The following is a 13,814-nucleotide window of genomic DNA, read 5'->3' on the forward strand; positions in this document are numbered from 1 at the left end:
ATACAATTGAGAAAATAGGAGAATTAACTTTTGTAAACAATCTACAAATGGAATATACAAACTACAAAGAACCGAAACTTTTTGGACGTTACATCACTTCATTAATGATTGAGCCTTTATTAGAAAAACATACCTTTGAAAACAAAATATTGTTAGGAAAATCAGTGCAAGGAAATTCTATTTCATTATATCAAAAAGGAAACGGAAGAACGAAAATTTTGATATGGTCGCAAATGCATGGCAATGAATCCACTACGACTAAAGCTTTGTTTGATGTGTTGAACTATATGACACAAAACCCTTCAGAATTAGAAAATATCAGCATGTTTTTTATCCCGATATTAAATCCCGATGGAGCTGAAGTTTACAATCGGATGAATGCCAATGAAATTGATTTGAATCGGGATGCTTACGATTTGTCTCAACCCGAAAGCCAGTGCCTTAGAAAAGCATATAAATTGGTACAGCCCGATTTTTGTTTCAATTTACACGATCAACGTACTATTTTCAGTGCAGGGAAAACTCAAAATCCCGCAACAGTCTCATTCTTAGCACCTTCTTACAACGGAGCTCGTGAAATAAACCATACTCGCAAAAAAGCAATGGAGGTTATCGGGGTAATGAATGCTATGTTACAAACAAAAATTCCAAACCAAGTAGGACGCTTTGACGATAGCTTTAATCTCAATTGCACAGGAGATATGTATACTTCCTTAGGAACCCCTACAATACTCTTTGAATCAGGACATTACCAAAATGATTATGCACGAGAAGAAACTCGAAAATACATCTCACTATCCATACTCGAAGCCTTGGCATATATCAACCAAAATGAAGTTACCGGAAAATATTATAAACCATATTTCACAATTCCTGAAAATGATAAACTTTTCTTTGATATTTTAATACGTGATGATTTTTACGGAGATAATAACCATATTGGAATTTTATTTAAGGAAACTCTGAAAAACAACGAAATTCATTTCGAACCTTACATTGCTATGATTGAAGATTTATCAAATCATTACGGACATCAAGAACGAAAATTATCCGATTTCTTCACAAAACCCGTTTCTAAAAAAGATATAGAAAAAGAATTGAATTTACGTGATTTTGGTTTTAAAATTGCATAAATAAATTTTATATGAAAAAAAATTGCTATATATTTTGAGAATATGAAAAAAAATATTTATTTTGCGGATGAAATTAATTTATAATACAAATGGGCAGATTTAAGTTAGATGAAATAGACCACCAAATTTTAGATATGTTAATTGAAAATACGCGAACTCCTTTCACTGATATCGCTAAAAAGTTAGATATCTCCGCAGGAACAGTTCACGTACGTGTACGTAAAATGGAGGAAACAGGACTCATTAAAGGCTCTACTTTAACTGTTGATTATGATAGACTTGGGTATACGTTTGTCTCCTACATCGGTATTTATCTGGAAAAAAATCATCAAACACAATTCGTCTTGGAACGATTGGAAAAAATACCTTATGTAACCGTAGCTCACGTAACCACCGGAAAATACAACCTTTTTTGTAAGATTCGCACCAGAGATCCAAAACACACCAAAGAGGTTATCTATATGATTGATGAAATTGAAGGAGTAGCTCGTACTGAGAGCATGATTTCCTTGGAGGAAGTTATCAACGACAAGAGACGTTTAATGCATGCAGTATTTAAAGAACTATAAAATTTGAAATCAAAAATCCTTTTGTTATTAACTTCAAAAGGTTATTTATAAAATCCCCGAATTTTGCTTCAAAAATCAAAATTCGGGGATTTTAAGTTTAACAACGCTAAATATACTTATTAACTATATCACACTAAAAACTGAAATAAATCGGGTTTGTTGTTCAGGTAATCCCCATAGAAGTTGCGTTGTTTCATCCGGTCGATAAGTGGTTGGAGGTCAGCTTCATTTTTAAGTTCGATACCTACTACGGCAGGTCCGTTTTCGCGATTGTGCTTTTTGGAGTACTCAAAATAGGTAATATCATCTGTTTTTCCGAGGATTTCAACCACAAATTCTTTCAATGCACCGGCGCGTTGCGGAAATCGAACGATAAAATAATGCTTTAAATTGGCATAAAGCAAGGCACGTTCCTTAATTTCTGCCGTTCGAGTGATGTCATTATTGCTTCCGCTGATAACACAAACCACTTTTTTACCCTTAATTTTTTCTTTATAGAAATCCAGAGCCGAAATTGATAACGCCCCAGCAGGTTCAACTACAATAGCATCGCGGTTGTACAAATCCAAGATGGTTTGACATACTTTCCCTTCAGGGACAAGCACAACATCATCTAAAAACCGGTTACAGATTTCAAAATTTAAACTGCCCACTTTCTTTACCGAAGCACCATCTACAAACTTGTCGATTTCAATGAGTTCCACAGGTTTTCCTGTTTTCAACGCTTCTTTCATTGAGGGGGCACCTAAGGGTTCAACTCCAATGATTTTCGTTTGTGGAGAAAGCGTTTTAAATACGGAAGAAAGCCCTGCTGAAAGTCCGCCACCACCTATGGGAACAAACACATAATCAATAGGTTCGTTGGCTTGGTCGAGAATTTCCAGCCCAATAGTGGCTTGTCCTTCAATGACTTTTTCATCGTCAAAAGGAGGGACGAACGTTTTTGCGTTTTCTGTTGCAAATTTTATTGCGGCATTGTTGGAATCATCAAAAGTGTCACCTTCCAAAACTATGGTAACATTCTCTCCGCCAAACATTTGTACTTGTTCGATTTTTTGTTGTGGAGTAGTTACAGGCATATAAATATCACCTTTGATATTTAATATTTGGCAAGAAAGTGCCACACCTTGTGCGTGATTTCCGGCACTCGCACAGACGATTCCTTGTTGTTTGTCTTGCTCGGAAAGGGAGCTGATTTTGTTGTACGCTCCTCGTATTTTATAAGAACGTACTTGTTGTAAATCTTCTCTTTTAAAATAAATTTCCGCTTCGAATAAATTGCTTAATCGCACACTTTTTGAAAGCGGTGTGGTATTTATCACAGATTTTATCCGTAGCATTGCTTTTTGTATTTCTTGAACTTGTGGTATGTATGTTGTTACCTCCATATATTTCCTTAATTTTCCTAGGTTATTTTGTTTTTCTTTTATGAAACATTTATCTTTTTCTCGGTATAATTGTTCTTATGATTGACGTATTTATAGTTCTGAATTTTTGGTGCAACGTACTATTTTTTTTATTGTTATGTTTCAAGACAAAAGTATAAATATGAAAATAAATGATTAAACTTAAACTATTTTATCCGCTTCATATCAGTCATATAAGCCCTTAAATGTGCTCCAATTACTTCAATGGGGTGTGAGGCTATGGATTTGTTCACTTGAATTAAATCAATATTGTCGATTTGGTTTGAGGCAGTGAAATGACGCCCGATTACATTGTTTTCTAGTCCGTCGATATAGGCAGCAATGAGCGGTCGGCATTCGTGGTCAAACAAATAGCAGCCGTATTCGGCAGTGTCGGAAATGGTTTTATTCATTTCGTATAATTTTTTACGAGCTATAGTGTTGGCAATCAGAGGCAATTCGTGTAGTGATTCATAATATGCTGATTCGGCTTTTATGCCTGATTCGGTCATTACCTCAAAAGCCAACTCCACCCCCGATTTTACCATCGCTACGAGCAATGTTCCGTAGTCAAAATAGGTTTGTTCTTCAATAGTTTCCGTAGTGATAGGAGTTTTCTCAAAATCGGTTTCAGCCGTAGCGGAACGCCACGTAAGCAAGTTTTTATCGTTGTTTGCCCAATCTTCCATCATCGTTTTTGAAAAATGTCCGCTTAAAATATCGTCCATATGCTTTTCAAAGAGCGGACGCATCATCTTTTTCAAATCTTCGGAAATGGCAAATGCTCTTATTTTGGCAGGATTCGATAGGCGATTCATCATATTAGTAATTCCGCCGTGTTTTAAGGCTTCGGTAATGGATTCCCAACCGTATTGAATGAGTTTGGCAGCGTATTCAGGGGCAACTCCTTCGCGTTTCATCTTATTGAAAGCCAATATCGAACCTGTTTGTAAAAGTCCGCACAGAATGGTTTGTTCGCCCATCAAATCCGATTTTACTTCTGCTACAAATGACGAACGTAGTACTCCGGCAGTGTCGCTTCCCAAAGCTGCTGCGTAGGCTTTTGCCCATTCAAAACCTTTATTCTCAGGATCGTTTTCGGGGTGAACGGCAATCAAAGTCGGTACACCAAATCCACGTTTGTATTCCTCACGCACTTCCGAACCTGGCGATTTTGGAGCTACCATAATCACGGTAATATCTTTACGGATTTCGATACCCTCCTCCACGATGTTGAATCCGTGTGAGTAGGATAAAGTCGCTCCTTGTTTCATCAAAGGCATAATCTTGTTAATCACAGAAGTATGTTGCTTGTCGGGAGTTAAATTACACACCAAATCTGCCGTAGGAATAAGCTCTTCAAAAGTGCCTACTTGAAAGCCGTTGGCGATGGTATTGGTGTACGAAGGGCGTTTTTCGGCGATGGCACATTCACGCAAAGCGTAGGAAACATTCAAACCCGAATCACGCATATTCAACCCTTGATTAAGCCCTTGGGCTCCTGCTCCCACGATAACAATTTTTTTTCCTTTTAAGGCTTCAACTCCTTGACTGAAATCGCTTTTCTGTAATAATTCGCAAACGCCTAATTGTGCTAATTTTTCTCTGAAATTTAGGGTATTAAAATAATTTTTCATTGTTCTTCCGATTTAATTTAAAGATTTATATGGATTGTGTTCTTAAAAATATAATGATAACTTTTGGTGTCAAACCGAATAAAATCAAAGTTCTTAGGATTAAAGATTTGATTTTACTCAACTTGAAAAAACTGTTTTCTTACATCATACTCTACTATTTTTGGTTATCTACCTCATATTTGTTGAGCAAGGGAGATACTTTCATTTCCGATTTTGAAATAGCAATTCGTGCCGAGCCCGAAAATTGCATAATTCCGTAAGGTTTCAGCTCCTGATAAAGTGCTGCGATGGACTCTCGTGAGCCTGTTTTTGAAATTACATAAAAATGTTTATAAACAGCAACAATATTAGCATTATATCGCTGAATTATAGTTTGAATGGGAGTTTCTTCATCAAAAAGGGAAGCCGTTGGCATCTTGAAAAGCGAATTTTCAAGGGAAATGATTTCTTCATCGGTATGATAAAATACTTTGATGATTTCTATCTGTTTTTCAATCTGTTGAACCAAATGTTCTACCCATTTTTGAGTGGTATGAGTTACAATAATCATCCGAAATACATTGTCAATTTCCGATGCTGACACATTGATGCTTTCCATATCAATATGTCTTCTGAGGAAAATCCCCGTCACTCTGTTGAGTAGCCCAAGCTGATTTTCCGAATATATGGTGATGGTGTATGTTTTTTGTTCCATATTTACAATTTTATGTTTGAGGTTTTAAAGTTTCAGGTTCAAGGTTTTATTATTCATTGAACTTCTTTTGTTGCTTTTTTATTTCAGTCTCACTTCCGAAACTGAAGCTCCTGTGGGTACCATCGGGAAAACGTTGTTTTCTTTCTCTACACGAACTTCCAAGAAATAAGCCTTGTCGGAATTGAGCATTTCTTTAACAGCTTCTTCCAAATCGCTACGTTTGGTAACCAATCGCGATTGAATGTGATACCCTTCTGCAATTTTAATAAAATCAGGATTTATCATTTCGGTAGAAGCATATCGACGGTCAAAAAATAGTTCTTGCCACTGACGAACCATTCCTAAAAATTCGTTGTTTAAAACTACAATTTTCACAGGAATTTGCGACTGAAAAATCGTTCCTAACTCTTGAATGGTCATCTGAAACCCACCATCGCCAATTACTGCAACTACTTGTTTTTCAGGAACTCCTATTTTTGCTCCGATGGCTGCCGGTAGGGCAAATCCCATTGTGCCTAATCCTCCCGAAGTGATTTTACTGCGTGAATTTTTAAATTTCGCATAACGACAAGCCATCATCTGATGTTGCCCCACATCGGAGACGATAACTGCTTCGTGATTAGAACATTTATTTATCAATTCTAAAACTTCCCCCATTGTTAGCCCTTCTTTTTCAGGATATAATTCGTTTTTAATAACGGAATCATATTCTTCTTTGTCGTATTTTTTGAACTCCTCTCGCCACGTTGTATGTTTTTTCTGTTCTACTAACGGAAGTATTTTCTGTAAAGCCTCTTTTACATTGCCCAATACGGCGACATCTGCCTTTACGTTTTTGTTGATTTCCGCAGGGTCAATATCAAAATGCAACACCTTTGCTTGTTTGGCGTATCTGCTTAAATCGCCCGTTACACGGTCATCAAAACGCATTCCCAAAGCGATGAGTACGTCACACGTATTGGTCATTACATTAGGAGCATAGTTGCCGTGCATACCTACCATTCCTACATAATTGGGGTGTTCGGTGGGCAATGCCGAAAGTCCTAAAATGGTCGCTGCTGCGGGGATATCGGTCTTTTCTAAAAAGGATTTTAGCTCGTTTTCAGCTTGACCTAAAATGATTCCTTGTCCGAAAACGACATAGGGTTTTTGTGCTTGATTGATGATTTGTGCGGCTTCAGCTAATTTTGAATCATCTATTTCAGGTACAGGATTATAGCTTCGCATTCGAGTACATTTCTTATAGTCGAACTGAGCAACTTGGTCGAACTGAGCACTTTTTACGATGTCGATAAGTACAGGTCCGGGTCTTCCTGAACGGGCAATGTAAAAGGCTTTGGCAATTGCTTCGGGTATTTCTTCTACTTCCGTGATTTGGAAATTCCATTTGGTTACGGGGGTAGAAATTCCGATGATGTCTGTTTCCTGAAAGGCATCTGTTCCTAAGAGATGTTTTGCTACCTGACCTGTGATGCACACCAACGGCGTGGAATCGATTTGAGCATCGGCAATTCCTGTGATGATGTTGGTTGCTCCGGGTCCTGATGTGGCAAAAACTACACCTACTTTTCCTGTAGCTCTTGCGTAGCCTTGTGCGGCGTGGATAGCTCCTTGCTCGTGGCGAGTGAGGATGTGTTTCAACTGATTTTGATATTTGTAAAGTTCGTCATAAACGGGCATTATCGCCCCGCCGGGATAACCGAAAGCTAAATCGACCCCTTCGGCTAACAAACATTTGATTAAAACTTCTGCTCCTGTCATCATATTTTATGTTTTGATTTTGATACTATTTTGCGTTTTTCTGCTCAAAAAACCATTTTTGCTGTGTTATTTCTCTGACTAATTCCTCTTCTGTAGGCAAGTAATGTACATATTTTGTGGCAAATAATTGCGAATTTTGATTCAAAATAGAGTATCTTGCCACCACACCATCGGTTTCCGTACAAAGCAAAAGCCCTATGGTGGGGTTATCGTTTTCTTGTCTTTTCAAATCGTCATACATTCTGACGTACATATCCAATTGACCAATATCCTGATGCGTTAATTTATTGGTTTTCAATTCTACAATAACAAAACACTTCAGAATATAATTATAAAATACCAAATCGATATAAAAATCAGAAGTTTCGGTTTTTATATGTTGCTGACGAGCTACGAAAGCAAAACCTTTACCGAGTTCTAACATAAATTCTTGTAAATCATCAATCAAGGCTTTTTCTAACTCCATTTCAGTGTAACTTTTTCCTATAGGAAGTTTTAAAAATTCCAACACCGTTGGACTCTTTATAAATTCCTCAAATTGAAGAAGTTTTGTGTTGTTTTGCATTTCTTCTTGTACTTCCAATTTATTATCACTTGCTAATAATCTATCATAGTATAAGGTAGAAATGTTTCTGTCAAGGGTTCGCACAGTCCACATATTTTCGGCAGCTTCGGTCAGATAGTACATTCGTGCTTTTTCATTAGAAACTTTTAAAACTCGTTGAAAATGAGACCAACTCAATTTGGCGAACAGTGTTCGCCATTTTTCAATTTCAGGAAAAGTCAAATAAAATTGGCGTATTTCTCTCAAAGTTCTGTAACTGTATCCTTTCCCAAACTCATTGGTCAACGCTATGGATAAAGTCTGTAATACTTCTTTTCCGTATTCAGCTCGGTTTTCGCCATTTTGTTCTTCTTCTACAATTCGTCTGCCAATTAGCCAATAGGCTTCAACCATTACCGAATTGATAGCCGTATAGGCACGTTGCCTCGCTTGTGATAGAATATTTTTTATCTCAGTAATATAAGTCATTGTTTTACAGATATGATTTAAAATTCATCGGTAACACAACCTTGCGAGGCGGAACTTACCGTACGAGCGTATTTGTAAAGCACCCCTCGTTTGGCAGTATCTTTTAGTGGTTTGAGGCTGAAATTGGCTCGTCTTTGAGCTAATTCTTCTTCGGTGAGATGTACATCAATAGTGTTTTTTACAGCATCAATGGTAATCAAATCACCATCTTGTACCAATGCAATGTTGCCACCGTTTTGTGCTTCGGGCGAAATGTGTCCCACTACAAATCCGTGTGAACCCCCTGAAAATCGACCATCGGTGATGAGTGCTACTTTTTTACCTAAACCTGCTCCCATAATGGCAGAAGTCGGTTTTAACATTTCGGGCATTCCCGGTCCTCCTTTCGGTCCTTCGTAACGAATTACCACCACCGTTCCTTCGGTTACTTCGCCTTTGGCAATTCCTTCATTGGCAAGAAATTCACCTTCATAAACTTTAGCTTTTCCGGTGAACGAAAGTCCTTCTTTACCCGTAATTTTTGCTACAGCTCCTTCGGTGGCTAAATTTCCATAGAGAATACGAATATGTCCCGTTTCTTTGATTGGCTTTTCTAACGGATATATAATATTTTGGTTTTCAGAAAGTGATGGTACATCTGCAAGATTTTCAGCTATTGTTTTACCTGTAACTGTAAGGCAATCACCGTGAAGTAATCCTTTTTCGAGTAAATATTTCATCACAGCAGGGATTCCGCCAATGTGGTGTAAATCTTCCATAACGTACTTTCCGCTTGGTTTGAGATCTGCGATAAAAGGTGTGGAATCGCTCAGCTTGGCAAAATCATCAATAGTCATCGGGATTTGAGCTGCTTTTGCAATGGCTAAAAAGTGCAATACGGCATTGGTAGAGCCTCCCAAGGCAACCACCAATCGGAAAGCATTTTCGATGGATTTTCGCGTGACGATATCGCGAGGTTTGATGTCGTTTTCTTGCAGATAACGCAACGCTTTACCCACTTTGAGGCATTCTTGTCTTTTGGCATCACCTGAGGCAGGAGTTGAAGAGTTGTAAGGCAAACTCATTCCCAATGCTTCAATAGCCGAAGCCATTGTGTTGGCAGTGTACATTCCGCCACAAGCTCCTTCGCCCGGACAGGCTTTGTGTATTACTTCCTTATATTCTTTTTCATCAATAGTTCCTGCTACTTTTTGTCCCCACGCCTCGAAAGCGGAAACTACATCGAGTTTTTTTCCGTTATGGCAACCTGCGGCAATTGTTCCGCCATACACCAAAATTGAGGGTCGATTCAGTCTGAGCATTGCCATTAAAGCTCCCGGCATATTTTTGTCGCACCCTACCACTGTAACGAGTGCATCGTAACACATTGCTTGAATTACCGTTTCGATAGAATCAGCGATAATATCTCTCGAAACCAAAGAGTAACGCATTCCGTAAGTACCCATTGAGATTCCGTCTGAAACTCCTATGGTGTTGAAAATCAACCCAACAGAACCCGATTGCTGTACGCCCTCCTTAATTTTTAAAGCTAAATTATTTAGATGCATATTACAAGGATTTCCCTCGTAACCCGTACTTGCGATGCCTACTAAAGGTTTTTTTAGGTCGTCATCGGTCAGTCCCAAAGCGTGTAGCATTGCCTGTGCTGCGGGTTGCGTATCGTCTTGTGTAACTTGTTTGCTGTATTTATTTAATTCCATATTTTAATGATGATTTCTAAATCAAATTTTAAAAATAAAAAAACCTGCATCTAATCTCTGATGCAGGTTTTCTGTGTTTTATATATACGAAGCCTCGCATCAATAGGTGTTATTGATGATAATAATAAGGCTAATAATTATACTGTTATGATACATTTATTAATTAATTCGGTTGCAAACGTAATACTTTCTGCAAAAAAAAACAAATTTTTTATGTTTTTTCTTGTTTAAAAATTGGATTCCTACTCTAATTTCATTTTTAGAATTTTCATTTAGCTTCTATGATATAGTTCATTAAAAAGTTTTTCCGTTCCTACTGTTTACTTTTTTTAAATATTTACGTACCTTTGTAGGCTAATTGTTTAAACAAATGCGAAGAACTTTTTTAGATTATATGCTAATTTCCCTAAAAGGAATGGCTATGGGAGCTGCGGATGTAGTTCCTGGTGTTTCAGGTGGAACAATCGCTTTTATATCAGGTATTTACGAAGAGCTGATTAGTTCTATCAACAATATAAATTTAGGAGCTTTCAAAGTATTGAAAAACCATGGGATTGTCAATTTTTGGAAACACATCAACGGTAATTTTTTCTTTTCACTACTTGTGGGGATAGGTATAAGTATTTTATCCTTAGCAAAAGGCGTAAAATGGTTATTAGAAAACCAACCGATTGCTGTATGGTCATTTTTCTTCGGATTAATGTTGGCAAGTATACTATTTTTGGCAAAGGACATTAAAAAATGGAATCTTGGAACGGTTTTATCAATGCTCTTTTTCGGAATTTTGGCTTATTTAATTACCATTGTTCCACCTTTAGGAAGCAACGATGGACTGATTTACGTATTTTTTTCGGGAGCATTGGCAATCTGTGCGATGATTTTACCAGGTATTTCGGGAGCATTTATTTTAGTACTCTTAGGGTCGTATCATATCGTTTTGGGAGCCTTAAATGACTGGAATTTTAAGATTATAGGAGTTTTTGGCATAGGAGCAATCATTGGAATACTGAGTTTTTCAAAAGTATTGAAATGGCTTTTTGCGAATTACCGAAATACCACAATTGCGGGGCTCACAGGGGTTATCATTGGCTCACTGAATAAAATTTGGCCTTGGAAGGAGATTCTTCAAACTCGCATTGATTCGCATGGCAACGAAGTGCCTGTATGGGAAAAGAGTATTTTGCCTTCCACTTATGAGAGTATTTCAGGTGATTCACAATTTCTAACAGCTGTTGCATTGGCGTTGGCAGGATTTTTTATACTCTACGGACTTGAAAGGTGGGCGGTAAATTTGAAAAAGTCGTAATTAATAAGAAACTTCATCATATTACGTATTTACGAGACTCAAAAAACAAACATCATGAGCTCAATTGTAGAATAAAAACGCATCAAAACAATAAAATTGGAAAAAAATCATTTACCAAATAGACATTAATGATGCAATTAAGTTAAAGATAAACGAAATTAATAAAATAGAACATGATAAAATGGTTTAAAGCTGAATTTTGGACTACTGTTGCACGTCTGATTCTGAGAAATCGGATTGCGATACTCGTTGCTATTGCACTAATAACCCTTTTTTTAGCCTTGCAATGGAAAAACATTCGCTTTACATTTACGGAAGCGAATATGCTTCCTGACGGACATCCGATTAACCTAGAATATCATGAATTTCTATCAAAATTTGGTGAAGAAGGAAATCTTATTCTATTAGCTATTGAAAATAAAAATAGTTACACTCCCGAAATATTAAATCAATGGAAAGGTTTAGCCAATGAATTTAAACAATTTAAGGAAGTTGAAGCTGTGCTTTCCATAGGGAATTTACCAGTTTTAACAAAAGACGTAGCTACCGAAAGTTTTACTACGAAACCACTTATAGACGGCATAATAACCTCTCAAAATCAAGTAGATAGCATAAAACAATTACTTTCCGAAAAACTGCCTTTCTATAAAGGAATCGTCTACAATCCAGAAACAGAAACTTTACAAACGGCGTTGTATATGAACAAAAAAATCATAAACACGAAAGAACGTAAAGACTTCATTATAAACACCTTAATCCCTATTATAGAAAAATTTGAACAGCAAACGCAAATCAAAGTACGTACTTCAGGTATGCCCTACATACGAACACTTAGTGCTCAAAACATTATCGATGAAATTGGGTTATTTATCGGAATGGCGTTGCTTATTACATCATTTATTTTATTCCTTTTTTTCCGCTCTTATCGTGCTATGTTTATTTCGATGAGTGTAGTTTCTATTGGGGTTATGTGGTCATTCGGGTTGCTTGGTTTATTCAATTATGAAATTACGATTTTGACTGGACTTATTCCTCCTTTGGTAATCGTTATTGGAATTCCAAACTGTATATTCTTGATTAACAAATATCAACAGGAATTTAACAAACATGGAAACCAAGCCAAATCTCTCCAACGTGTCATCAGAAATGTAGGAAATGCGACCTTGCTTACTAACCTAACAACTTCCATCGGTTTTGCTACTTTTATTTTTACGGAAAGTAGTCTTTTACAGGAGTTCGGAACCATTGCTGCCATCAGCATCATGTCTATCTTTTTCATTTCGTTGTGCATTATACCTATCATATACAGCTTTATGAAAATTCCAAAAGAAAAACATTTGAAACACTTGCACCGCACTTGGATTCAGAAGTTTATACAACTGTTGGAACGAACCGTTAAGCACCACCGAATTGCAGTATTCTCTATTGCTGTAATGCTGCTAACACTAAGTATTATAGGGATTAATCAAATGAAAATATCAGGAAGTTTGATTGAAGATATGCCAAAATCAGCTCCTTTTTTCGATGATATTTTGTTTTTTGAAAAAGAATTTGGAGGCATCATGCCTTTGGAAATTACGGTAGATACCAAACAGAAAAATGGAGTAATGCGATTGCCTAACTTAAAAAAAATTGACGAGTTATGTAAATATATTGAGGATATTCCAGAAATTTCTAAACCTATTTCAATAGTTGATTTAGTGAAATATGCTAAACAAACCTACTACAACGGAAATCCAGAGTACTACGATTTACCAACCTCTCAGGAACAAAATTTCATAATGTCCTACGTCAGAAATTCAAAAGGTAACGGACAAATGCTAAGTTCCTATGTTGATTCCTTGGGGCAAACGGCTCGAATCACAACCTTCATGAAAGATATTGGTACGGACAAAATGCAACAAATAGAAGAAAATATCTACGCAAAAGCAAAAAAATTATTTCCAGAAGAAAAATATGAAGTGAAAGTCACTGGAAAAGCTTTTCTGTTTACTAAAGGAACTACCTATTTAGCAAAAAATCTTATTTATTCGTTAGGATTAGCAATTTTACTTATTGCACTGATCATGTCCTACATGTTCCGTTCATTTAAAATGATACTCACTTCATTGGTTCCCAACCTATTACCACTATTGGTTACAGCAGGAATGATGGGTTATTTTGGCATACCTCTAAAACCCTCGACCATATTGGTTTTTAGTATTGTTTTCGGTATTTCAGTTGATGATACCATTCATTTTTTGGCAAAATATCGTCAAGAATTGGTTGCAAGAAACTGGAAAATCAGTAAATCCGTTTATGCGACTTTACGAGAAACAGGAGTAAGTATGTTCTACACCTCAGTGGTATTGTTTTTCGGGTTTTCGGTGTTTATGCTATCAAGTTTTGGCGGAACAAAAGCTCTCGGTGGATTGATTTCACTAACTCTTTTGTTCGCCATGCTAACCAATTTGTTATTACTACCGAGTTTATTACTTTCGTTAGAAAGAACCATCGCAAATAAAGAAACTCTTATAGAGCCAAAAATTGATATTTTACCAGAAGAGGAGGAAGAAAATAAGGCATAAATACAATT

Annotated in this window: 10 protein-coding genes; 4 read left to right on the plus strand and 6 right to left on the minus strand. The window is 36.8% G+C overall.

The features are described 5' to 3' along the window. Nucleotides 1-47 precede the first annotated feature (47 nt). Together CGC52_RS01295 and CGC52_RS01300 are read left to right on the plus strand one after the other, a co-directional pair. Complete coding sequence (locus CGC52_RS01295) at nt 48-1,133, plus strand: DUF2817 domain-containing protein (protein ID WP_232751860.1); 1,086 nt, start codon at nt 48-50, stop codon at nt 1,131-1,133. A gap of 89 nt (nt 1,134-1,222) precedes the next feature. After that, entirely contained in the window at nt 1,223-1,702 is a 480-nt protein-coding gene (locus CGC52_RS01300) for an Lrp/AsnC family transcriptional regulator (protein WP_042008552.1), read from the plus strand. Nucleotides 1,703-1,830: 128 nt separating this feature from the next. Here the strand turns inward: CGC52_RS01300 and ilvA are convergent, their stop codons facing one another. From ilvA to ilvD, 6 genes are all read right to left on the minus strand, one after another. Continuing rightward, the gene (gene ilvA / locus CGC52_RS01305) at nt 1,831-3,090 is read right to left on the minus strand and encodes a threonine ammonia-lyase IlvA (protein WP_095893210.1); all 1,260 of its coding nucleotides are present in this window, start codon (nt 3,088-3,090) and stop codon (nt 1,831-1,833) included. A gap of 185 nt (nt 3,091-3,275) precedes the next feature. Next, complete coding sequence (gene ilvC / locus CGC52_RS01310; protein ID WP_095893211.1) at nt 3,276-4,745, minus strand: ketol-acid reductoisomerase; 1,470 nt, start codon at nt 4,743-4,745, stop codon at nt 3,276-3,278. Between the two features lie 154 nt (nt 4,746-4,899). Beyond that, nucleotides 4,900-5,439, minus strand: coding sequence for an acetolactate synthase small subunit (ilvN, locus tag CGC52_RS01315; RefSeq protein ID WP_042001501.1), 540 nt, complete (start codon nt 5,437-5,439; stop codon nt 4,900-4,902). A 78-nt stretch (nt 5,440-5,517) separates the two neighbouring features. After that, nucleotides 5,518-7,200 (minus strand): biosynthetic-type acetolactate synthase large subunit, encoded by a 1,683-nt coding sequence (ilvB, locus tag CGC52_RS01320; protein ID WP_095893212.1) that lies wholly within the window; start codon nt 7,198-7,200, stop codon nt 5,518-5,520. A gap of 25 nt (nt 7,201-7,225) precedes the next feature. After that, entirely contained in the window at nt 7,226-8,233 is a 1,008-nt protein-coding gene (locus CGC52_RS01325) for a YhcG family protein (protein ID WP_095893213.1), read from the minus strand. 17 nt (nt 8,234-8,250) lie between these two features. Then, the gene (gene ilvD / locus CGC52_RS01330; RefSeq protein ID WP_095893214.1) at nt 8,251-9,933 is read right to left on the minus strand and encodes a dihydroxy-acid dehydratase; all 1,683 of its coding nucleotides are present in this window, start codon (nt 9,931-9,933) and stop codon (nt 8,251-8,253) included. A 370-nt stretch (nt 9,934-10,303) separates the two neighbouring features. Here ilvD and CGC52_RS01335 point away from each other — a divergent pair, with 370 nt between their 5' ends. Both CGC52_RS01335 and CGC52_RS01340 read left to right on the plus strand, forming a co-directional pair. Beyond that, nucleotides 10,304-11,239 carry a DUF368 domain-containing protein gene (locus CGC52_RS01335; RefSeq protein ID WP_042006210.1) on the plus strand — a complete coding sequence of 312 codons (936 nt, stop codon included), beginning with the start codon at nt 10,304-10,306 and terminating at the stop codon, nt 11,237-11,239. Nucleotides 11,240-11,412: 173 nt separating this feature from the next. Continuing rightward, complete coding sequence (locus tag CGC52_RS01340; RefSeq protein ID WP_095893215.1) at nt 11,413-13,806, plus strand: RND family transporter; 2,394 nt, start codon at nt 11,413-11,415, stop codon at nt 13,804-13,806. Nucleotides 13,807-13,814: the final 8 nt, after the last annotated feature.

The sequence above is a fragment of the Capnocytophaga sp. H2931 genome (assembly GCF_002302535.1).
Taxonomy (GTDB): domain Bacteria; phylum Bacteroidota; class Bacteroidia; order Flavobacteriales; family Flavobacteriaceae; genus Capnocytophaga; species Capnocytophaga canis.

Excerpts from the sequence above, each read along its gene's own strand:
- ilvC (WP_095893211.1), bottom strand. The coding sequence starts at position 4,745 with ATGAAAAATTATTTTAATACCCTAAATTTCAGAGAAAAATTAGCACAA.
- CGC52_RS01325 (WP_095893213.1), bottom strand. The coding sequence starts at position 8,233 with ATGACTTATATTACTGAGATAAAAAATATTCTATCACAAGCGAGGCAA.
- ilvN (WP_042001501.1), bottom strand. The coding sequence starts at position 5,439 with ATGGAACAAAAAACATACACCATCACCATATATTCGGAAAATCAGCTT.
- CGC52_RS01300 (WP_042008552.1), top strand. The coding sequence starts at position 1,223 with ATGGGCAGATTTAAGTTAGATGAAATAGACCACCAAATTTTAGATATG.
- ilvB (WP_095893212.1), bottom strand. The coding sequence starts at position 7,200 with ATGACAGGAGCAGAAGTTTTAATCAAATGTTTGTTAGCCGAAGGGGTC.
- ilvA (WP_095893210.1), bottom strand. The coding sequence starts at position 3,090 with ATGGAGGTAACAACATACATACCACAAGTTCAAGAAATACAAAAAGCA.
- CGC52_RS01340 (WP_095893215.1), top strand. The coding sequence starts at position 11,413 with ATGATAAAATGGTTTAAAGCTGAATTTTGGACTACTGTTGCACGTCTG.
- CGC52_RS01295 (WP_232751860.1), top strand. The coding sequence starts at position 48 with ATGGAATATACAAACTACAAAGAACCGAAACTTTTTGGACGTTACATC.
- ilvD (WP_095893214.1), bottom strand. The coding sequence starts at position 9,933 with ATGGAATTAAATAAATACAGCAAACAAGTTACACAAGACGATACGCAA.
- CGC52_RS01335 (WP_042006210.1), top strand. The coding sequence starts at position 10,304 with ATGCGAAGAACTTTTTTAGATTATATGCTAATTTCCCTAAAAGGAATG.